We start from the raw sequence: 19,515 nt of genomic DNA, 5'->3' as shown, positions 1-19,515 counted from the left end.
GGCACCCGGGCAGGGGATGCGAGTAGGTTTTTCGTGAAATGCACAGCAAATGTCCAGTTTAAGACCTTGGTCACGGTCGCGCGGCAATGATGACGGCATGTGTCATATCACGCCCCACCTCTTTGGGGGCGGTTTTTGTCAAGGTGCGCAGGGCCATGGACGTCATTTTGCATATCGGGGCGCATCGGACGGCCTCGACCTCGTTTCAGGCCTATCTGCGCGACAATGACGCGGCCCTGACCCGGCAGGGCGTGGGAGCCTGGGGCCCGCGGCGCACGCGCGGCGGCCTGTTCGCCGGCATCTGGCCCGAGGCCGAGGTGCTGCCGCGCCGCGACGGTCCCGCGCGGGCGGCCGGGCGGATCGCGCTGGCCCTGCACGCCGAGGTGGCACAGGGGCGGCGCAGCCTGATCGTCTCGGATGAAAACGTAATCGGCCCGCCGCGCGACGGCATCCGCGCCTGCATGCTGTATCCGGCGGCGGGCGAACGGATCGCGCGCCTGGCAGCGGCTTTCGAAGGGCGGATATGCCGCGCGGTGCTGTCGATCCGCAGCCCCGATGCCTATTGGACATCGCTGGTTGCCATGACAGTGGCACGCGGGCGGCCCTTGCCGGGGCCGCACAGGTTGCAGGGGCTGGCACACAGCCCGCGCCGGTGGCGCGACGTGATCACCGATATCGCCTGCGCGCTGCCCGATGTGCCGCTGCTGGTCATGCCGCACGAGGTGTTTGGCGCAGTGCCCGAGCGGCGGCTGGCCGCGATGCTGCCCACGCCGGTTGACGCGCCCCGCCTGCACGCGCGCCGCTGCCTGAACGCGGCCCCCAAGCTGCCGCAATTGCGCGCGGCGCTGGCGCTGGCCGGGCGCGACACCACCCATTTGCCGACCGGCGACGGGGCCTATATGCCCTTCACGCGCGCCCAAACCGCCAGGTTGCAGGAAAGCTATGCCGACGATCTGTTCTGGCTGCATGCCGGGGCCGATGGTCTGGCCACATTGATCACCGGAAAGTCGTCCGGGGCAGAGGGGAAAACCCCCACCCCTGACCCAACAGAAAGAGGACACGACGATGGCCAACAAGGACGAGTGGCGCAAGCTGGCTGAAAAGGAACTTCGCGGTCGCCCGCTGGAGGACCTGACATGGAAGACGCTGGAAGGCATCGAGGTGCAGCCGGTCTATACCGCCGAGGATACCGCCGACCTGCCCCACATGGGCAGCATGCCGGGGTTCGGCCCCTTCACGCGCGGGGTCAAGGCGACGATGTATGCGGGCCGCCCCTGGACGATCCGGCAATATGCCGGGTTCTCCACCGCCGAAGAGAGTAATGCGTTCTACCGCAAGGCGCTTGCCGCCGGGCAGCAAGGCGTTTCCGTGGCCTTCGATCTGGCCACCCATCGCGGCTATGACAGCGATCACCCCCGCGTGGTGGGCGATGTGGGCAAGGCCGGCGTGGCCATCGACAGTGTCGAGGACATGAAGATCCTGTTCGACGGCATCCCGCTGGATCAGGTCAGCGTGTCGATGACGATGAACGGCGCGGTGATCCCGATCCTGGCCAGTTTCATCGTCACCGGCGAGGAGCAGGGCCATGACCGCGCAAAGCTGTCGGGCACCATTCAGAACGACATTCTGAAGGAATTCATGGTCCGCAACACCTATATCTACCCGCCCGAGCCGTCGATGCGGATCATCTCGGACATCATCGAATACACCAGCAACGAGATGCCGCGGTTCAATTCGATCTCGATTTCCGGCTATCACATGCAGGAGGCCGGGGCGAACCTGGTGCAGGAGCTGGCCTATACCCTGGCCGACGGGCGCGAATATGTGCGCGCGGCGATACAGGCGGGGATGGATGTGGATGCCTTTGCGCCGCGGCTGTCGTTCTTCTTTGCCATCGGTATGAATTTCTTCATGGAGATCGCCAAGCTGCGCGCGGCGCGCACGCTGTGGCACCGGGTGATGACCGAGTTCGGCGCGCAGGACGACCGCTCGAAGATGCTGCGCACCCATTGTCAGACCAGCGGCGTCAGCTTGCAGGAACAAGACCCCTACAACAACGTGGTGCGCACCGCCTACGAGGCGATGTCGGCGGTTCTGGGCGGCACGCAAAGCCTGCACACCAACGCGCTGGACGAGGCGATTGCCCTGCCGACCGACTTCAGCTCTCGCATCGCGCGCAACACCCAGTTGATCCTGCAGGAAGAAACCGGCGTGACCAATGTGGTCGATCCGCTGGCCGGGTCCTACTATGTCGAAAGCCTGACCAACGACCTGATCGAAAAAGCCTGGGCGCTGATGCAGGAGGTCGAGGAGATGGGCGGCATGACCAAGGCCGTCGCCAGCGGCATGCCCAAGCTGCGGATCGAGGAATCCGCCGCCACACGGCAGGCGATGATCGACCGCGGGACCGAAGTGATCGTGGGCGTGAACAAGTATCGCAAGGACAACGAAGATCCGATCGACATCCGCGACATCGACAATCAGAAGGTGCTGGATGGGCAGGTTGCCGCGCTGAAACGCATCCGCGACGCGCGCGACGAGGCCGCCTGTCAGGCTGCGCTGGACGAACTGACCCGCCGCACGACCGAAGGCGGCAACCTGCTAGAGGCTGCCGTCGATGCAGCCCGCGCACGTGCAACCGTGGGAGAGATCAGCATGGCGATGGAAAAGGAATTCGGCCGCCACCGCGCCGAGGTCAAGACGCTGGCCGGCGTCTATGGCGCGGCCTATGAGGGCGACGAGGGCTTTGCCGCGATCCAGAAATCGGTCGAGGAATTCGCCGAGGCTGAAGGCCGCCGCCCGCGCATGCTGGTGGTCAAGATGGGGCAGGACGGGCATGACCGGGGCGCCAAGGTGATCGCCACGGCCTTTGCCGACATCGGTTTTGACGTCGATGTGGGCCCGCTGTTCCAGACCCCCGAAGAGGCGGCGCAGGATGCGATCGACAACGATGTGCATGTGGTGGGCATTTCAAGCCAGGCGGCAGGGCACAAGACACTGGCCCCGCAACTGATCGAGGCGCTGCGCGCGCGCGAAGCCGGCGACATCCTGGTGATCTGTGGCGGGGTGATCCCGCAGCAGGATTACGAGTTCCTGAAAAAGGTGGGCGTCAAGGCGATCTTTGGCCCCGGCACCAACATCCCGACCGCCGCGCAGGACATCCTGCGCTTGATCCGCGCCACGCGGGCCTGAGACTTGTCGCGACAGCCCGCCCCTCTGGCGGGCTGTCGCGGCTATCAGCTTCGGCTGGGATAGATGCCTTGGGTCGCAATGCACCAGTTCACCGCAACAAAGGGCATGCGGTTCTCGTGCGGCTGGCTGCCCCCGGTGGGCGAGATCACACCGGGGTCCATGGTGCGATTGGGCGGGCCGTCGTGATAGATGTTGAACTCGGACCCGTCCGGCAAATAGGGGGCTGCGGGAAAATCGTTGCCGGGCCCATGTTTGTCCGCCGCCTCATTTGTCCCGTTGACGATATGCGAATGGCTGGGCATCTGGTTTACCGTGAGGGTCACGGTTTCCGATCCGCCTATCGCCCCCATCGGATAATTCGTCAGTCCAGGTCCTGTCCCTTGGTTGATCGGGCTGCGCCCCCGCAGGTCCGGCAGGGCAAAAGTGGTGGTCCCATTGCCGCCAAACTGGGTTCCCAGCAAGGAAAACAACGCCGTGTTCGATGAAATGGGCAGCAGCGCACCATTCGCCGGGGCCCATCCCCTTGGGCAGAAATTGAAACCAAAGGCGGTCAGCTGTCCCAGTATCGCATCTTGTGCCCGTGCCGTATCCGGAACGGTCAAAGCCGCGCCAAGGCCCAGCACGCTGCAGGCAATGAATGTTCGGGCGGGTTTAGAAAATCGCATGTCATCGTCCTTTTTCTGAAAATTGACGCGCCCGGTGCCAAGGACCCCGAGAACGGCACCAAGACCGGGTAAAAAACACCGAAACCACCAAGCAGGCCACGCGCATGGGTTTCGCGCGGACATTCGCTACCATGTTTCATACCCTCTGAAATTGATGAAAGATTACCTTAGGTAAGTCAAGAACAAGCTATGGTTGATCACCTTCTTTGCAGGGCGTCGTTGATGTCAGGCAAGGCCATTTAAATCTATCAGTCGTCTCCACGCGTATCTCCATATAGAGTGCGCAAAAAGGAAAGAGGCCGGAAATGCAGATTTTGATCCTGTACGTTGTCACCGCAGTTGTTTTTCTGGTGGTCGATGCGGTGATGCTGACCAAGGTCATTCGCCCCGTCTTTGAAACCCATCTGGGCGATCAGTTGCGCGACAGCCCGCGCCTTGCGGCGGCGGCGCTGTTCTACCTGTTCTACGTGGTCGGGCTGCTGGTATTTGTCTCTCTGCCGGCGTTGCGCGCGGATGCGCCGGTGCAGGCCTTGTTGATGGGCGCTCTCCTGGGGGCCGTGGCCTATGGTACTTATGAATTCACCAGCTTTGCGGTGATGAAGAACTGGCATTGGCAGATGGTGCTGCTGGACACGACATGGGGCACGCTCCTGACAGGGGGATCAGCCTATATCGGCGTGCTGGTCACCCGTGCAGTGACCCAGACGGGTTGAGCCGCACCGCCTGTCCCGAAGGATTGACCAAACCGTAAAGGCGCAATAGCCTGATCACATTCATTAACCCGGTCACACGACCGTAAGTGCAGGGGTTCCCGCGATGACCTACAAGACCTTTCTTGCCGCCACCGCCGTTGCGCTGGCCGCAGCCATGCCTGCGTCTGCCAGCGATGCAAAGCTGTTTCCCTATCATTCCAAGGAAAACTACTGCCCCAGCGGGCTTCAGCCGGTGGTTTACGGCGGCGAAATCTCGTGCGGTCAGCCGAACCAGAAGATGACCTATTTTCAGGCCAAGCAGCACCCTGTCACGACGCGTCACCGGACGGTCAAGCGTGCCAGCCATGGCCGCCTGATCTGCCCGATCGGCGAGAAAAACTGCTATTATCAGTAGGTTTCCGCGCGGGGGGCGGGATCATCCGCCCCCGAGTGGCTGCCTAGATGAGTTTCAGGTCGCTGGCCATCTGACGGCCATCGCGGCCTTCGCGCATCTCGAACCCGACCTTCTGGTTGTCGGCCAGTCCGGTCAGACCCGAGCGTTCCACGGCAGAAATGTGCACGAACACATCCTTGCCGCCATCGTCGGGTGCGATAAAGCCATAGCCTTTGGTGGTATTGAACCATTTCACGGTGCCGGTGGGCATCTTTCCGTGTCTCCTTTTGTCGTCACATTACCGCCACCGAAATATCGGCGGCGGTGCATGCCGGTGGTTATCAAGGCCGGGAATTGAGCGTATTGCCATGGCCTGACACCCGAAATGCACAAAACAGGATTGCACCAGTTTTGTAAAATACAAGCAAAAGATAGGGCCTGTGCAGCGACCGATCTGCACCTGCTGAAAGCCACACAGGAGGATGAGAGATGAAAATCTACGGGCTGAAAAACTGCGACACCTGTCGCAAGGCATTGAAATCACTGGATGGTGCAGTTCTGGTCGATATCCGCGACACGCCGATCGGGTCTGATCTGCTGGCGCGGGCCCATGCACGGTTCGGATGCGACCTTGTGAATCGCCGCTCGACCACGTGGCGAAATCTTGGGCAGGATCAGCGCGACCGGCCCGACCTAGAGCTGTTGGCAGATCATCCCAGCGTGATGAAACGCCCGCTTGTTGAAACCGCAGATGGCAGGCTTTATCTGGGGTGGACCAAAGAGGTGCAGGCGGCGCTGATGTGACCCCTGCCGGAAAGGGCGTCTTATGCGCAACGCGGCACTTGTTCTGGGCATCATCGGTGGATTGTTCGCCATGCTGGTCGGGTTCTTCAGCTTTGGATACACCGAGGTGGCCGCGCGACATGCCGAGGTAGAAGAAATTTTTGGCCCCGTTGCCAATCGCGACCTGATCCGCGCGGTCAGCTTTGCCGCGCCGATCCTGGCGATCGCGGGCGGGGCCATGGCCAAGGTGCAGGCGCTGTGGGGCGGGGCACTGTTGCTGCTGGCTTCGGCTGGCATCTATGCGGCTTTCGGCTTCACCGTGTTCACGATGTTTCCGCTGGGGTTTTGCCTGCTGGGCGGTGTGCTTGCGCTGGCGGCTGGTCGGCCGGACGAGCCGAAATCACATTTCTGAACAACAGCTTGTCCAGTGATACCATGCCCGCGCCCTTGATCACGGGGACCAGCAGCAGGAACATCCAGAGCGCGCGTTGATCCAGGATCACGCCATCGGGCTGGCGGTCGAACCATGCGCCCAGTGTGGCGGCGTGTTCCAGCCCGCCGTGGCCATAGAGATCGGTCAGGCTTTGCACCGCGACAAAGCCGATCATGCCAAGTGCTGCGGCGCGGGTGAACAGGCCCAGCAGGATCAGGGCGGGTAGGAGGAATTCTGCCCAAGTGCCTGTCACCACGACCAGATAATGCAGGATGGACAACTGGCTGATGTCATAGGTGACCGCCTCCATCGCGCGGGGGAATATCTGTGCATAGGCCCCGGTGGAGGGCTGCAGGAAACCCAGCGCACCATCGCCCAGCTTGGTCAGCCCCGAAGTCCAGAAATACGGCAGCAGGATCGCGGCGAACAGGAACCGCGCGAGCAGTGGCAGCAGAGCGTCCAGCTTGGAAAGCGGGGTGGTAAGATTATGATATATCGACAGAATACTTGTCATTCTCGAACCTCCGGTTGGGCGAGCGCGTTGTGTGACAGCAGCAGCGCCAGCATTGCGCCAAGGTCGAATTCCGGCGCTGTTTCGGTTGCGGCCTCGGTCGCGGGGCCAAGGGGGTGGTGTGCCTGCAACCGGGCCAGGAAGGTATGGCCGCCGGGTGGCAGGTCTTGGGGTGCCGGGTCGTACTCGGGGCGAAAAACCGCGATATCCTGTGCCAGCCCGGTGGGTTTTGGCGCGCCGGGCGTCAGGGCAAAGGCGTGGATCTGGATGATCGGCCATCTGCTGCGCAGAAGGTGCAGGGACGGTGCGGGGTAAAGTATTGTATTCTCAATGTTTTCCGGTTCAATCTGCGCGAGGTCATCGGCGGTGAAGGGTTGGTGATCCGCGGCGTGATAGCTGACGCGCAGGGCCAGTTCCAGCCGGGCCACATCGGGCAGATAGGGCAGGTGCGACAGCGCCGGCAACCGTTGCAGAAACGCCGGGACCCCCGCGCCGTACTGCATCATCAGCGGGGTTTCGGGCGGATGGTCTACGACATAAGCCCTTGCCACCATTCGGAAATTATCCGCTCCGATCAGACTGTGGATGGCCGGGAATCCCTGTGCCAGCGCCTCGATCAGCGACATGGTGATGTTGTTGCGATAGACGTTGAACCGTCGGCCTGCAGGGTGGCCTGCGCCGTCTGTCAGTCCCTTTGGCACCGGCAAGGCCGGGTTGCGCAAGGCGGGCAGGATGTCGGCCACCAGCCCGGTCATGACACCGATTCCGGCGATGCAGGGGACATGCACGGATCATGCACAGCGCATGCAGAGGCCAGCGCCTGCGCTGCGCGGGCGGCCTCGGCCTCCAGCACGGGCCAGTCGGGCACGTCATTGTCCCATTCCACCAGCACCGGACGCGGGCCGGACCTGGCCAGCGTATGCGACAGCAGCGCCCAGACCGGATCGGCCACCGGGGTGCCGTGGCTGTCGATCAGCAGGGGTGCGCCGTGATCGTCGGTGTCGGGGTCATGCCCGCCGAGGTGAATCTCGGCCACGGCATCCAGCGGAAAGGCGTCGATATAGGCGCGCGGGTCGTATCCGAGGTTGGTGGCGGACACGAACACGTTGTTCACATCCAGCAACAGGCCACAACCGGTGCGGCGGGCCAGTTCGCGCAGGAAATCCGGCTCGTCCCAGGTGCTGGCGGTGAAGGCCAGATAGGATGACGGGTTTTCCAGCAGCATCGGGCGGCCCAGCACATCCTGCACCTGTTCGATATGAGCGCAGATCCGGGCCAGCGTGGCATTGGTATAGGGCAGCGGCAGCAGGTCGTTGAAAAAGGCGCTGTCATGGGTGGACCATGCCAGATGCTCGGAAAAGCTGGCCGGAGATATCCACTCGCACAGGTGGCGCAGCCGGGCCAGATGGTCGGGGTCAAGCGGGCCTTCGCCGCCGATTGACAGGCCGACGCCATGGACGGAAATGGGAAAGCGGTCGGACAGGGCGCGCAGTTGTGCCAGCGGACGGCCACCCGCCCCCATGTAATTCTCGGCGTGGATTTCCAGCCATGCCACCGCGCCGGGATCGTCCATGATCGCACTGAAATGCTGGGACTTGTAGCCGACACCGGGCCGGTCGGGCAGGGCGTTGAAGCGGGCGTCGAACATGGCAGACCTCTTGCGGTGGGGTCAGGGATGGGCAGGCGCACCGCCCATCCCCGGAGGCGTCAGGTGAACGGTCAAGCCTGCGGCAGGTCGCGGTCCAGTTCTTCGAGGCTGCCCATGCGGTCACCGGGCAGGTCGATTTCGGTGCAGGTGCCTGCATCGACCAGCGTCCAGGCGTTGCCCTGATAATCCACGGTCGAGGTGCCGGCGCAGGTGGTGCCGGGACCGGCGGCGCAATCGTTCTCGCCCGCCAGGCTGATGCCATAGCATTTTTCCTTGGCCTGTGCCTGAGCGGTGGTGCCCTGCGCGGCCAGTGCGGCGGCGACGGCACCGATCAGGGCGGCGGTCTTGATGGGTCTGGACATTGGTAAACTCCGTGTCTGAGTAAGCTGAGGCCACCGGATTGGTGACACCGGCAGGCTGACAGGCACGGTGAATTCCAGCCATTCACAGCGACGTGCATCACGCGGGCGTGCCAGGGCGTGAAACAGGCGTGACACGGCAGTCTTTGCAAATCAGGGGGTTGTGCCACCAAATGTTACGGCCCGCCGTGAGGATCACCAGCGGGCCGCGACAGATTGGCGCAGATTGTTACAGAAGATCGGGCGGGGTAGCCTCGACCTTCAGCGCGTTCACGACATCCGTCAACGGTGTAACAGTCGTCTTCTGCTCGCCCAGACGGCGAACGGATACGGTGCCTTCGTCGATTTCCTTCATGCCGCAGGCCAGGATCACCGGAACCTTGCCCACGGAATGCTCGCGGATCTTGTAGTTGATCTTTTCATTGCGCAGGTCGGCCTCGGCCCGGATACCTGCGGCTCGCAGGGTGTCCACGACCTGACGGCAATAGTCATCCGCATCCGATATGATCGAGGCGACGACCACCTGACGCGGGGCCAGCCAGAACGGCAGCTTGCCTGCGTGTTCCTCGATCAGGATGCCGATGAACCGCTCGAAACTGCCCAGAACCGCGCGGTGCAGCATGACGGGGCGGTGCTTGGCACCGTCCTGCCCGATATAGGATGCATCCAGACGCTCGGGCAGGTTAGGATCGACCTGCAGCGTGCCGCATTGCCAGTCGCGCCCGATGGCATCGGTCAGCACGAATTCCAGCTTGGGGCCATAGAACGCGCCTTCGCCTTCCTGAACCGCATAGTCGTATCCGGCGGCCTTGCAGGCATCGCCCAACGCGGCCTCGACCCGGTCCCAGCTTTCGTCGCTGCCGACGCGCTTTTCGGGGCGCGTGGACAGTTTGATGGTCCAGTTGTGAAAGCCCAGATCGGCATAGATGCCGGCCAGAAAGTCGATGAATTTCTTGGTCTCGGCCTCGATCTGGTCATCGGTGCAGAAGATATGCGCGTCATCCTGGGTAAAGCCGCGCACGCGCATGATCCCGTGCAGCGCGCCCGAGGGCTCGTATCGGTTGCAAGAGCCGAATTCGGCCATGCGCAACGGCAGGTCACGATAGGATTTCAGGCCATGGTTGAACACCTGCACATGGCAGGGGCAGTTCATCGGTTTCAGCGCGTTGATGGTCTTTTCGCGGGCGTGATCCTCGTCGACCTCGACGATGAACATGTTTTCCTGGTAGTTTTCCCAGTGGCCCGACTCCTCCCACAGCTTGCGGTTCACCACTTGGGGCGTGTTCACCTCGACATAGCCGTCGCGGGTCTGCTTGCGGCGCATGTAATCCTGCAGCGTGGTGTAGATGGTCCAGCCGTTGGGGTGCCAGAAGATCTGACCGGGGGCTTCCTCCTGCATGTGGAACAGGTGCATTTCGCGGCCCAGCTTGCGGTGGTCGCGTTTCGCCGCCTCTTCCAGCATGTGCAGATGCGCCTTGAGCGCGTCCCGGTTCTGGAACGCCACACCGTAGATGCGTTGCAGCATCGCGCGGCTGCTGTCACCGCGCCAGTAGGCACCGGCGACCGACATCAGCTTGAACGCGTCGGCGGGCAGTTGCCCGGTGTGTTGCAGATGCGGGCCGCGGCACAGATCCTGCCAGTGCCCGTGCCAATACATGCGCAGCGGTTCGTCGCCCGGAATGGCCTCGATCAGCTCGACCTTGTAGGGTTCGTTGTTGGCGGTGTAATGCGCGATGGCGCGGTCACGCTCCCACACCTCGGTGGTCACCGGGTCGCGGGCGGCGATGATCTCGCGCATCTTTTTCTCGATGGCGCCCAGGTCTTCGGGGGTGAAGGGCTCGGTCCGGTCGAAATCGTAGTACCAGCCGTTGTCGATGACGGGGCCGATGGTGACGCGTACGTCGGGCCAGATTTCCTGCACCGCGCGGGCCATGACATGGGCCAGATCGTGACGGATCAGCTCGTTGGCCTGTGCTGCGTCCTGCATGGTGTGGATGGCGATCTGTGCATCGGCCTCGATCGGCCATTGCAGATCCCAGTGGCGGCTGTCCACCGTGGCGCTGATCGCCTTCTTGCCCAGCGATTTCGAGATGTCGGCGGCGACCTCGGCGGGGGTGATCCCGGCGGGATAGCTGCGCGCATTGCCATCGGGAAGGGTGAGGGTGATCTGTGCCATATCGGCCTCCTCGTCGGTTTGGCGCCCACGGAACGCCCGGTTGCGGGTATTGGTTCGCGCGGTGTGTGCGCGTGCGGGCCGGCAAAGTCAAGCGTGGCAAGCCGCGTCCGGCGGGCTAAGATTGGTCGCATGACGGAAGATAGCACCGAAAAGACTTTCGAGGCGCTGGCGGGCGAGCCCGAGGATGCGCAAGAGGCGCGCAACGGGTTGCGCCACATGGCGGCGTTGAGCCTGAGCAAGCTGAGCGACGGGCTGATCGACCCCAAGCTGGTGTTGAGCTGGCTGCTGACTGGCTTGGGCGCGCCTGCGGTCTTTGTCGGTGCGCTGGTGCCGATCCGCGAGGCGGGCGCGCTGCTGCCGCAACTGGGGCTGGCGGCGGTGCTGGGCCGGATGGCGCAACGGCGCTGGATGTGGGTGGCAGGCTCGGCTGTGCAGGGGTTGGCGGCGATCGTCATTGCGCTGGCGGTGGCGATGCTGCAGGGCTGGCAGGCGGGGCTGGCGGTGTGTGCCGCATTGGCGGTGCTGGCGGTGGCGCGGGCGGCCTGTTCGGTCAGCCACAAGGACATTCTGGGCAAGACCGTGGGCAACACCCGGCGCGGATCGGTGACGGGCTTTGCCGGGTCGGTGTCGGCGGCGGGGGTGTTCGTGTTTGCGCTGCTGCTGCTGTCGGGGCTGATGCAGGATCAGGTCGCGGTGATCTGGGCGGTGGCGCTGGCAGGGCTGCTGTGGCTGGCGGCGGCGGCGGTGCTGTCGCGCCTGTCCGAACCCGACAGCGATGTGCAGGCCCCCGGCGCGCGGCCCGAATACCTGTCGATCCTGCGCCGCGATGCGCAGTTGCGCCGCTTCATCGTGGTGCGCGGCTTGCTTGTGGTGACGGCACTGGCCCCGCCCTATTTCGTGGTGATCGCGGGGCAGGCCGGGGCCGGAGGCTTGGACCAGTTGGGCGGGCTGGTGCTGGCGTCGAGTGCGGCGGCGTTCCTGTCGTCTTATGTCTGGGGGCGGCTGTCGGACCGGTCGTCGCGGCTGGTGCTGATCCTGTCGGGGCTGGTGGCGGCGGGTGCCATGCTGGGCGCGGTCGGGCTGGACCGGGCCGGACTGGCCGGGGGCTGGGCCATTCCGGGCGTGCTGTTCGTGCAGATGATCGCCTATCACGGGGTGCGGCAGGGGCGATCCACCTATCTGGTCGACATGGCCCCCGAGGACGGGCGCGCCGCCTATGCCGCGCTGGCCAACACGGTGATCGGTGTGCTGTTGCTGCTGGTCGGCGCGCTGGGCGGGGCGCTGTCCTTTGTCGGGGCACCCGTCGTGTTGCTGGTATTTGCCGCACTGTCCGTCGCGGGCGGGCTATGGGCGCTTGGCCTGCACGAAGTCGAAAAGCCCTGACGCGAGCGCAGGCTTCATAGGTGGATTGCACCCCGCGCGCGCACATGCAGTATGGGCGCAAATCAACAGGGGGTGGTCATGCCGGAAACCGATTGGGCGCGTCTGAAGGCGCATGAGCTGCGCAGGCTGGCCGAGCAGAATGCGGTGGTGATCCTGCCCGTCGCCTCGATCGAGCAGCACGGCCCGCATCTGCCGACGATGACCGACACGCGGCTGGGGCACGAGATTGCACATCGTGCGGCGCGGCTGGCCTATGACACCCGGCCCGTGGTCGTCGCCCCGGTGGTCTGGTCGGGGCTGAGCGAGCATCACATGCCCTTCGGCGGCACGCTGACCATCAGCCATGCCACCTTTCGCGCGCTGCTGACCGATCTGATCACGGCGATCACCCGGGCGGGGTTTCGCGATATCCTGATCTCGAACAGCCATGGCGGCAACATCGTCGCCTGCCAGCAGATCATCGACGAACTGGCCCCGACCTGCCCGGCCACGCTGGTCTTCGTGACCTATCCGCAAGAGGCCGCCGGGGCCTATGCCGACATCCTTGAGGATCAGGCCGGGGTCATGCACGCGGGCGAGGCCGAGACATCCATGATGATGGCCTGCGAGGGCGATCTGGTGGATACGTCCGAGCTGGGCCAGATCGCGCAGGCCGCCGAGGGGGCGGCGTTTCTGAAAGCGGGCAAGAGCGGCTATCGCTGGCGGCCTTTCGCGCATTTGACGGCCAACGGGTTGGCGGGCACGCCCGCGCGGTCCAGTGTGGACAAGGGCGAGCGGCTGTTGCAGGCAGGGGCGCGGGCGGTGGCCGATCTGATCACCGACCCTGCGACATGGGCCGCGCCGCGCGACCTGCGCGGGGCCGGCACGCAGGGTGTTGATTTTCGCAAAGGATAAGGCATGGGCGCGCCATCATTTCTGACCACGCCGCAGGGGCGGCGCATCGCCTGTCACCAGACCGCCGGGGATGGTCCCGGCGTGGTATTCCTGGGCGGGTTCAAATCGGACATGCAGGGCACCAAGGCAGTGCATCTTGAGGACTGGGCGCGCGCGCAGGGCCGGGCGTTTCTGCGGTTCGACTATTCCGGCCACGGCGACAGCGACGGCGCGTTCGAGGATGGCTGCATCGGCGACTGGGCCGCTGATGCCCTCGCGGTTGTCAACGCGTTGACCGACGGGCCGCAGGTTCTGGTCGGGTCATCCATGGGCGGGTGGATCTCTCTGCTGGTGTGCCGGGCGATGCCCGACCGGGTGGCCGGGCTGGTGACCATCGCGGCGGCCCCGGATTTCACCGAGGATTCCATGTGGGCGGGGTTCGATCCGGCGCAGCGGGAAAGCCTGGAACGCGATGGCCGGGTGGAACTGCCCAGCGCGTATGACGATGGCCCCTATGTGATTACTCGGCGGCTGATCGAGGACGGGCGCAACCATCTGGTGTTGCGCGATCCGCTGGAGCTGCCGTTTCCGGTGCGATTCCTGCAAGGCACGGCGGATGCCGATGTGGACATGTCGGTGGCGCTGCGCCTGCTGGACCATGCGCAGGGGCCGGACATGCGGCTGGTGCTGGTGGATGGCGCGGATCACCGGTTTTCCGATGCCGCCTGTCTGGACCTGATCACGCGCTCGGTGGTCGAGGTCATCGCCGCCGGGACTGCGCGCTGATGCCCGAACCGCTGGTTCTGCTGCCCGGGATGATGTGTGACGCGCGGCTGTTCGCGGCGCAGATCAACGACCTGTCGCGCGAGCGCGTGGTCAGCGTGGCCCCGATCACCCAAGGCGAGCGGGTCGAGGAGATCGCCAGCAGCCTGCTAGATGCGCTGCCCGCGAAATTCGCGCTGGCGGGGTTGAGCATGGGCGGCATCGTCGCGATGGAGATCCTGCGCCGCGCGCCCGACCGGGTGACGCGCATCGCGCTGATGGACACCAACCCGCTGGCCGAGACCCCGCAAAGCGCCGCCGCCTACGAGCCGCTGCTGATCAAGGCCCGCGCCGGTCGGCTGGACGATGCGCTGCGCGACATGATGCGCCCCGAGTATCTGGCCCCCGGGCCGGGGCGGCTGGCGGTGACCACCGCGTTTCTGGCCATGGCCGCCGATCTGGGGCCGGATGTCTTTGCCCGGCAGGTGCGCGCGCTGCAACGCCGCCGCGATCAGCAGCCCACGCTGCGGCGCTGCAAGGTGCCGGTGCTGGTGCTGTGCGGCGCGCATGACGGGCTGACCCCGCCCAAGCGCCACAGTTTCATGGCCGAGCTGATCCCCTATGCCAGGCTCGAGATCATCGAAGAGGCGGGTCATCTGCCCACGCTCGAGGCGCCCGAGGCGGTGACGCAGGCGCTGCGCGGCTGGCTGAACCAGCCCTTCGTGTTGCAGTGATCCTTGCGCCCGATCTGGCCGGGGCCCTGCGGGCGGCGGGGCTGTGCAACGGGCAGGCGCTGTCGTTTCACCATAATCTGCGCAATGGCGACGGGGTGCTGAACGCCACCTTGGCGGCGGCAGAGGCGCTGGGGGTGGGCGCGCTGGAGGTGATGCCAAGCTCGGTCTTTCCGGTTCATGCGCCGCTGGCAGGCCAGATTGCGCGCGGCGTGGTGGCGGGGCTGCGCACGGCCTATATCGCGGGGCCGGTGGCGGGCGCGCTGGGCGGGTTGGCGCGGCCTGGGGTGCTGACAACCCACGGCGGGCGGGCGCGCGACGTCGAGAGCGGGCGCGCGCGGCCAGATATTGCGGTGATCGCGGCGGCGATGGCAGACCGGGCGGGCAACCTGACCGGGTTGAGCGGCGCGCAGGCCTTTGGGCCGATGGGATATGCCCAGCCCGACGCGGCCCATGCGCGCCATGTGATCGCGGTGACCGATTGTCTAGTCGATACGCTGCCGGTGGCCCCCGCGATACCCGGCGCTCAGGTCGATCAGGTGGTCGTGCTGGACCGGATCGGCGCGGCGGCGGGCATTGCCAGCGGCACCACGCGCATCACGGAAGATGCAGACGGGATGCGCATCGCGGACATGGCAGCGCAGCTGGTGGCATGCTCGGGCGCGATGCGGGACGGATTCAACTTTCAGACCGGAGCCGGGGGCGTGTCGCTGGCGGTGGCGGCGCGGTTGGGGGATCTGATGGCACAGGCGGGCGTCACCGGCGGCTTTGCCAGCGGCGGGATCACCGCGCCGCTGGTGGCGCTGCACCGGGCGAGGCTGTTCGCGCGCCTGCGCGATGTGCAGTGTTTCGATCTGGAGGCGGTCGAGAGCCTGCGCCGCGATCCGGGCCACACGGCGATGTCGGCCAGCGATTATGCCCATCCCGACCGGGCGGATGCGGTGGTGAACGCGCTGGATGCGGTGATCCTGGGCGCGGCCGAGGTCGATCTGGCGTTCAACGTCAACGTGACCACGGGCAGCGACGGGCGCATCTTGGGCGGATCGGGCGGACATGCGGATTGCGCGGCGGGGGCGGGGCTGTGCGTGATCGTCACGCGCCGCGCGGCGCGCGGGGCCAGCCGGATCGTCGACCGCGTGGCCTGCGTGACCACGCCGGGCCGCGATGTGGATGCGGTGGTGACCGAAGCCGGCGTGGCGGTGAACCCCGCGCGCCCCGAACTGGCCGCCCGCGCCCGCGCGGCGGGCCTGCCGGTGGTCACGCTGGAGGAGATGCGCGCGGGCCTGCCTCTGCCGCCCCGATGCCGCAAAGACGGGCCGGTGGTGGCGGTCTGCGAATACCGCGATGGCCAGGTGATCGATCAGGTCAGGGCGCAGGATGGCGGATGACTGGCGCGGGCGATTGCGCAGGATGCGGAGGCGCACGCAGGTTTGGGCAGGACGCCAAATTCCGCCCGGGCTGAGGCTGGTTGCGGGCCTGCTGCTGATGCTGGGCGGCGTGTTCGGGTTTCTGCCGGTGCTGGGATTCTGGATGTTCCCGCTGGGCGTGGCGGTTGCCGCGCTGGACGTGGTGCCGGTCTGGCGCTGGCTGCGGGGGCGCAGAAAGTAACGGCGGGTTTGCCCACCGAAGGGGCAGGAGTGGGGGCCAGCCCCCACACCCCCGGGATATTTTCAGAGAGAGGAAGGGGGCGGGCGCGCCGCGGTTACTTCGCGGCGGCGTTCTTGTTGGCGGGCTTGCTTGCGGGTTTGGCGTCCGCTTTTGGCGCGCCGCTGTTGGCGTTCATGAACTCGAGCACCAGCGGGCGGATGTTGTTGCGCCAGCTTTTGCCCGCGAATATGCCGTAATGCCCGGCACCGGGTTCAAGGTGGCTGGCCTTCTTGCTGTCGGGCAGGCCGGTGCACAGGTCCAGCGCGGCGACGCATTGGCCGGGGGCGGAAATGTCGTCATTCGCCCCTTCCACGGTTTTCACCGCCACCTTGGTGATCTTGCCGATATCGACCTGCTTGCCCGCCACGGTAAAGACGTTGCGCGCGATTTCACGCTTCTTGAAGATGCGGTCCACGGTCGTCAGGTAGAATTCCGCCGTCATGTCCATCACGGCAAGGTATTCATCATAGAATCGGTTGTGCGCGTCATTGTCCGATGCCTCGCCCCGGGCGACGCGGTGGATCTGGTCCTGGAACGCCTGGCTGTGGCGGTCGGCGTTCATGGAAATGAACGAGGTCAGTTGCAGCAGGCCGGGATAGACCGAGCGGCCGACGCCCTTGTGACGAAAGCCGACACGCTGGATCATGGTTTCCTCGAGCTGGCCCATGGTGACGCGGTTGCCGAAATCGGTGACATCGGTGGGGGTGGCGTCGGGGTCGATCGGACCGCCGATCAGGGTCAGGGTGCGGGGCTGGGCATCGGGCTCTTCCTCGGCCAGGTAGGCGGTGGCGGCCAAAGCCAGCGGCGCGGGCTGGCACACGGCGACCACATGGGTCTCGGGGCCCAGATGCTTCATGAAATCGACGAGATAGAGGGTGTAATCCTCGATATCGAACTTTCCGGCGCTGACCGGAATGTCGCGGGCGTTGTGCCAGTCGGTGATATACACCTCGTTGTCGACGATCAGGGATTTCACCGTTGCACGCAACAGCGTGGCGTAATGGCCCGACATCGGTGCCACCAGAAGGATCTTGCGCGGCTGTTCGGCGCGGCCTGCGATGTTGAAGTGCAGCAGGTCGCCAAAGGGCTTTTCGACCACGGTTTCGATATCGACCAGATGATCCTTGCCATCCTCGCAGGTGAAGGTGCGGATGCCCCAGTCGGGTTTCACCACCATGCGCTTGTACGCGCGTTCGGTGACTTCGCCCCAGGCGGCCATCCATTGCAGCGCGGGGTTTGGCACCATGCTGAACATAGGGTAGGATGCGAATGACAGGGCGGAGGCACCCAACCATTGGTTTGTATTGCGCATGGTTTCCATAAGGTCGTAACTGGCCATGTGGCGCATAAGTATTCTCTCCATGTTGTCGGGCGTGGTGCCCACGCATGTTGGCCGCTGTGCCCCTCCGCCTTGGCGACTGCATGCTGCATAGCAGCAAAGATACGGGGTATTTGCTAATATGACAACCAAAGACAATGAAACTGGTGAAAATCTGGAACGGCTGAACGCCAATCTGACGCGGGTCGAAGAGTTGTCGAAGCGACTGGTGGCGGCCATGACGCAGCGCGATCCGGCCAATGCCACGCTGAGCGGTCCGGGCCCCGATCTGATGGCCAAGGCCACGCAATCCTACATGCACGAAATGATGCACAACCCCGCGCGGATCTTTGAACAGCAGGTCGAATACTGGGGCAAGTCTGTGAAGCATTTCATCGAGGCGCAGCAGGTGCTGGCCCATGGCAAGCTGGAAGCGCCCGAGGATGACACCCCCGACGACCGCCGCTTTGCCAACCCGCTGTGGAAGACGCACCCCTATTTCAATTACATCAAGCAGCAGTACATGCTGAACGCGCAGGCGATCCGCAGCGCGGTGGGCGATCTGGAGGATCTGGACCAGACCGAGCGCAAGCGGCTGGAATACTTCTCGACCCAGATCATCGACATGCTGGCGCCGACCAATTTCCTGGGCACCAACCCCGACGCGCTGGAGCGCGCGGTGGCGACCGATGGCGAAAGCCTGGTCAAGGGGCTGGAAAACCTGGTCAGCGATCTTGAGGCCAACCGCGGCGAGATGCTGGTGCGGCTGTCGGACGAGAATGCCTTCAAGCTGGGCGAGAACATCGCCACCACGCCGGGGCAGGTCGTCTATCGCAACCGCATGCTGGAGTTGATCCAGTTCGCGCCCGCAACCGAGCAGGTGCACGCGATTCCGCTGGTGATCTTTCCGCCGTGGATCAACAAGTATTATATTCTGGATCTGAAAGAGCAGAACAGCCTGATTAAATGGCTGACCGAGCAGGGCTATACCCTTTTCGTGGTGTCCTGGGTCAATCCCGACGCGACATACCGCGATGTCGGGATCGAGGATTACATCGAAGACGGCTATCTGGCCGCGTTCCGCGAGATCAAGCAGATCACCGGGCAGAAACAGGTCAATGCCGTGGGCTATTGCATCGGGGGCAGCACTTTGGCGATGGTGCTGTCGCTGCTGAAACAGCGCGGCGATGCCTCGGTGAAATCGGCGACGTTCTTTACCACGTTGACCGATTTCTCGGATCAGGGTGAATTCACGCCGTTTCTGCAGGATGATTTCATCGACGGGATCGAGAAGGAGGTGGTGGAGCAGGGATACCTGCGCAGTTTCATCCTGTCGCGGACGTTCTCGTTCCTGCGCTCGAACGACCTGATCTATGGTCCGGCGATCCGGTCCTACATGCTGGGGGAAACACCGCCCGCCTTTGACCTGCTGTACTGGAACGGCGACAGCACCAACCTGCCGGGCCGGATGGCGATGGAATACCTGCGCGGCCTGTGCCAGCGCAACGAATTCGCCGATGGCGGGATCGATCTGATGGGCACACGGCTGCAGTCCGAGGATGTCGATCTGCCGGTCTGTTTCATCGCCTGCGAGACCGATCACATCGCCGCATGGAAGGCCAGCTATCGCGGGGCGCAGAAGCTGGGATCGAAGGACCGCACCTTCATCGTGTCGCAGTCGGGCCATATCGCGGGGATCATCAACCCGCCCAGCAAGAAGAAATACGGCCATTACACCAACACCGACATGAGCCTGCCGCCCGAGGACTGGATGGCTGGCGCCACCTTTACCGAGGGGTCGTGGTGGCCGCGCTGGGATACCTGGCTGAGCAAGCGGTCGGGCAAGAAGGTTCCTGCGCGCGAGCCGGGTGATTCGACCCATCCGGTGCTGTGTCCGGCCCCCGGAACCTATGTGCGGCGGGCGGAAAATCCTTGATTTCCCTAGGGT

The 19,515-nt window shown here is 64.6% G+C and carries 21 protein-coding genes; 13 read left to right on the top strand and 8 right to left on the bottom strand.

Annotated features, from left to right (window positions below):
• The first annotated feature begins 155 nt into the window (after positions 1-155).
• Both ACFTOW_RS03035 and scpA read left to right on the top strand, forming a co-directional pair.
• Positions 156-1,100: a hypothetical protein gene (locus tag ACFTOW_RS03035; protein WP_379912931.1), complete on the top strand. Its 945-nt coding sequence runs from the start codon at positions 156-158 to the stop codon at positions 1,098-1,100.
• On the top strand, positions 1,066-3,192 hold the full coding sequence (gene scpA / locus ACFTOW_RS03030; RefSeq protein ID WP_379912929.1) for a methylmalonyl-CoA mutase: 2,127 nt from the start codon (positions 1,066-1,068) through the stop codon (positions 3,190-3,192). Before ACFTOW_RS03035 ends, scpA begins: the two co-directional genes overlap by 35 nt.
• 44 nt (positions 3,193-3,236) lie before the next feature.
• Here scpA and ACFTOW_RS03025 read toward each other — a convergent pair whose 3' ends face one another.
• On the bottom strand, positions 3,237-3,857 hold the full coding sequence (locus ACFTOW_RS03025) for a phage tail protein (RefSeq protein ID WP_379912926.1): 621 nt from the start codon (positions 3,855-3,857) through the stop codon (positions 3,237-3,239).
• Positions 3,858-4,162: 305 nt separating this feature from the next.
• Here ACFTOW_RS03025 and ACFTOW_RS03020 point away from each other — a divergent pair, with 305 nt between their 5' ends.
• Entirely contained in the window at positions 4,163-4,570 is a 408-nt protein-coding gene (locus tag ACFTOW_RS03020) for a DUF2177 family protein (protein ID WP_379912924.1), read from the top strand.
• A 103-nt stretch (positions 4,571-4,673) separates the two neighbouring features.
• Complete coding sequence (locus ACFTOW_RS03015; RefSeq protein WP_379912922.1) at positions 4,674-4,964, top strand: hypothetical protein; 291 nt, start codon at positions 4,674-4,676, stop codon at positions 4,962-4,964.
• 43 nt (positions 4,965-5,007) lie between these two features.
• Here the strand turns inward: ACFTOW_RS03015 and ACFTOW_RS03010 are convergent, their stop codons facing one another.
• The gene (locus ACFTOW_RS03010) at positions 5,008-5,214 is read right to left on the bottom strand and encodes a cold-shock protein (RefSeq protein ID WP_379912920.1); all 207 of its coding nucleotides are present in this window, start codon (positions 5,212-5,214) and stop codon (positions 5,008-5,010) included.
• Positions 5,215-5,432: 218 nt separating this feature from the next.
• Between ACFTOW_RS03010 and ACFTOW_RS03005 the strand changes: the two genes are divergently transcribed.
• Together ACFTOW_RS03005 and ACFTOW_RS03000 are read left to right on the top strand one after the other, a co-directional pair.
• Complete coding sequence (locus ACFTOW_RS03005) at positions 5,433-5,747, top strand: arsenate reductase family protein (RefSeq protein WP_379912918.1); 315 nt, start codon at positions 5,433-5,435, stop codon at positions 5,745-5,747.
• A 22-nt stretch (positions 5,748-5,769) separates the two neighbouring features.
• Positions 5,770-6,138: a hypothetical protein gene (locus ACFTOW_RS03000; RefSeq protein WP_379912916.1), complete on the top strand. Its 369-nt coding sequence runs from the start codon at positions 5,770-5,772 to the stop codon at positions 6,136-6,138.
• On the opposite strand, the gene ACFTOW_RS02995 is transcribed toward ACFTOW_RS03000, so the two are convergent.
• The 5 genes from ACFTOW_RS02995 to thrS form a co-directional block, all read right to left on the bottom strand.
• Complete coding sequence (locus ACFTOW_RS02995; protein WP_379912914.1) at positions 6,050-6,673, bottom strand: DoxX family membrane protein; 624 nt, start codon at positions 6,671-6,673, stop codon at positions 6,050-6,052. The genes ACFTOW_RS03000 and ACFTOW_RS02995 overlap by 89 nt on opposite strands.
• Entirely contained in the window at positions 6,670-7,425 is a 756-nt protein-coding gene (locus ACFTOW_RS02990) for an HvfC/BufC family peptide modification chaperone (RefSeq protein ID WP_379912912.1), read from the bottom strand. The genes ACFTOW_RS02995 and ACFTOW_RS02990 overlap by 4 nt, the downstream gene beginning before the upstream one ends.
• Entirely contained in the window at positions 7,422-8,318 is an 897-nt protein-coding gene (bufB, locus tag ACFTOW_RS02985; protein ID WP_379912910.1) for an MNIO family bufferin maturase, read from the bottom strand. The genes ACFTOW_RS02990 and bufB overlap by 4 nt, the downstream gene beginning before the upstream one ends.
• Positions 8,319-8,389: 71 nt before the next feature.
• On the bottom strand, positions 8,390-8,680 hold the full coding sequence (locus tag ACFTOW_RS02980) for a BufA1 family periplasmic bufferin-type metallophore (protein ID WP_379912908.1): 291 nt from the start codon (positions 8,678-8,680) through the stop codon (positions 8,390-8,392).
• 226 nt (positions 8,681-8,906) lie between these two features.
• Positions 8,907-10,853, bottom strand: a complete 1,947-nt coding sequence (gene thrS, locus ACFTOW_RS02975) for a threonine--tRNA ligase (RefSeq protein ID WP_379912906.1) — start codon at positions 10,851-10,853, stop codon at positions 8,907-8,909.
• 129 nt (positions 10,854-10,982) lie between these two features.
• Between thrS and ACFTOW_RS02970 the strand changes: the two genes are divergently transcribed.
• The 6 genes from ACFTOW_RS02970 to ACFTOW_RS02945 all read left to right on the top strand — a co-directional run bounded on the left by ACFTOW_RS02970 (position 10,983) and on the right by ACFTOW_RS02945 (position 16,210).
• Positions 10,983-12,236, top strand: a complete 1,254-nt coding sequence (locus ACFTOW_RS02970) for an MFS transporter (protein ID WP_379912904.1) — start codon at positions 10,983-10,985, stop codon at positions 12,234-12,236.
• Between the two features lie 78 nt (positions 12,237-12,314).
• Positions 12,315-13,130, top strand: a complete 816-nt coding sequence (locus ACFTOW_RS02965) for a creatininase family protein (protein ID WP_379912902.1) — start codon at positions 12,315-12,317, stop codon at positions 13,128-13,130.
• A 3-nt stretch (positions 13,131-13,133) separates the two neighbouring features.
• Entirely contained in the window at positions 13,134-13,895 is a 762-nt protein-coding gene (locus ACFTOW_RS02960; protein WP_379912900.1) for an alpha/beta fold hydrolase, read from the top strand.
• The gene (locus ACFTOW_RS02955; protein WP_379912898.1) at positions 13,895-14,605 is read left to right on the top strand and encodes an alpha/beta fold hydrolase; all 711 of its coding nucleotides are present in this window, start codon (positions 13,895-13,897) and stop codon (positions 14,603-14,605) included. The genes ACFTOW_RS02960 and ACFTOW_RS02955 overlap by 1 nt, the downstream gene beginning before the upstream one ends.
• Positions 14,602-15,990, top strand: a complete 1,389-nt coding sequence (locus ACFTOW_RS02950; RefSeq protein WP_379912896.1) for a citrate lyase subunit alpha — start codon at positions 14,602-14,604, stop codon at positions 15,988-15,990. The genes ACFTOW_RS02955 and ACFTOW_RS02950 overlap by 4 nt, the downstream gene beginning before the upstream one ends.
• Positions 15,980-16,210, top strand: a complete 231-nt coding sequence (locus ACFTOW_RS02945; protein WP_379912894.1) for a hypothetical protein — start codon at positions 15,980-15,982, stop codon at positions 16,208-16,210. The genes ACFTOW_RS02950 and ACFTOW_RS02945 overlap by 11 nt, the downstream gene beginning before the upstream one ends.
• A 94-nt stretch (positions 16,211-16,304) precedes the next feature.
• On the opposite strand, the gene phaZ is transcribed toward ACFTOW_RS02945, so the two are convergent.
• Positions 16,305-17,597, bottom strand: a complete 1,293-nt coding sequence (phaZ, locus tag ACFTOW_RS02940) for a polyhydroxyalkanoate depolymerase (protein ID WP_379913254.1) — start codon at positions 17,595-17,597, stop codon at positions 16,305-16,307.
• 112 nt (positions 17,598-17,709) lie between these two features.
• Here phaZ and ACFTOW_RS02935 point away from each other — a divergent pair, with 112 nt between their 5' ends.
• Positions 17,710-19,503, top strand: a complete 1,794-nt coding sequence (locus ACFTOW_RS02935; protein ID WP_379912892.1) for a PHA/PHB synthase family protein — start codon at positions 17,710-17,712, stop codon at positions 19,501-19,503.
• Positions 19,504-19,515: the final 12 nt, after the last annotated feature.

Source organism: Lacimonas salitolerans, assembly GCF_042677865.1.
Classification (GTDB): domain Bacteria; phylum Pseudomonadota; class Alphaproteobacteria; order Rhodobacterales; family Rhodobacteraceae; genus Lutimaribacter; species Lutimaribacter salitolerans.
Note: the sequence above shows the minus strand (reverse complement) of the source record. Positions and strands in the feature narration are given on the sequence as shown.

Bases quoted from the DNA above. Each gene is read 5' to 3' on its own strand.
- ACFTOW_RS03035 (WP_379912931.1), top strand. From the start codon at position 156: ATGGACGTCATTTTGCATATCGGGGCGCATCGGACGGCCTCGACCTCG.
- scpA (WP_379912929.1), top strand. From the start codon at position 1,066: ATGGCCAACAAGGACGAGTGGCGCAAGCTGGCTGAAAAGGAACTTCGC.
- ACFTOW_RS03025 (WP_379912926.1), bottom strand. From the start codon at position 3,857: ATGCGATTTTCTAAACCCGCCCGAACATTCATTGCCTGCAGCGTGCTG.
- ACFTOW_RS03020 (WP_379912924.1), top strand. From the start codon at position 4,163: ATGCAGATTTTGATCCTGTACGTTGTCACCGCAGTTGTTTTTCTGGTG.
- ACFTOW_RS03015 (WP_379912922.1), top strand. From the start codon at position 4,674: ATGACCTACAAGACCTTTCTTGCCGCCACCGCCGTTGCGCTGGCCGCA.
- ACFTOW_RS03010 (WP_379912920.1), bottom strand. From the start codon at position 5,214: ATGCCCACCGGCACCGTGAAATGGTTCAATACCACCAAAGGCTATGGC.
- ACFTOW_RS03005 (WP_379912918.1), top strand. From the start codon at position 5,433: ATGAAAATCTACGGGCTGAAAAACTGCGACACCTGTCGCAAGGCATTG.
- ACFTOW_RS03000 (WP_379912916.1), top strand. From the start codon at position 5,770: ATGCGCAACGCGGCACTTGTTCTGGGCATCATCGGTGGATTGTTCGCC.
- ACFTOW_RS02995 (WP_379912914.1), bottom strand. From the start codon at position 6,673: ATGACAAGTATTCTGTCGATATATCATAATCTTACCACCCCGCTTTCC.
- ACFTOW_RS02990 (WP_379912912.1), bottom strand. From the start codon at position 7,425: ATGACCGGGCTGGTGGCCGACATCCTGCCCGCCTTGCGCAACCCGGCC.
- bufB (WP_379912910.1), bottom strand. From the start codon at position 8,318: ATGTTCGACGCCCGCTTCAACGCCCTGCCCGACCGGCCCGGTGTCGGC.
- ACFTOW_RS02980 (WP_379912908.1), bottom strand. From the start codon at position 8,680: ATGTCCAGACCCATCAAGACCGCCGCCCTGATCGGTGCCGTCGCCGCC.
- thrS (WP_379912906.1), bottom strand. From the start codon at position 10,853: ATGGCACAGATCACCCTCACCCTTCCCGATGGCAATGCGCGCAGCTAT.
- ACFTOW_RS02970 (WP_379912904.1), top strand. From the start codon at position 10,983: ATGACGGAAGATAGCACCGAAAAGACTTTCGAGGCGCTGGCGGGCGAG.
- ACFTOW_RS02965 (WP_379912902.1), top strand. From the start codon at position 12,315: ATGCCGGAAACCGATTGGGCGCGTCTGAAGGCGCATGAGCTGCGCAGG.
- ACFTOW_RS02960 (WP_379912900.1), top strand. From the start codon at position 13,134: ATGGGCGCGCCATCATTTCTGACCACGCCGCAGGGGCGGCGCATCGCC.
- ACFTOW_RS02955 (WP_379912898.1), top strand. From the start codon at position 13,895: ATGCCCGAACCGCTGGTTCTGCTGCCCGGGATGATGTGTGACGCGCGG.
- ACFTOW_RS02945 (WP_379912894.1), top strand. From the start codon at position 15,980: ATGGCGGATGACTGGCGCGGGCGATTGCGCAGGATGCGGAGGCGCACG.
- phaZ (WP_379913254.1), bottom strand. From the start codon at position 17,597: ATGCGCCACATGGCCAGTTACGACCTTATGGAAACCATGCGCAATACA.
- ACFTOW_RS02935 (WP_379912892.1), top strand. From the start codon at position 17,710: ATGACAACCAAAGACAATGAAACTGGTGAAAATCTGGAACGGCTGAAC.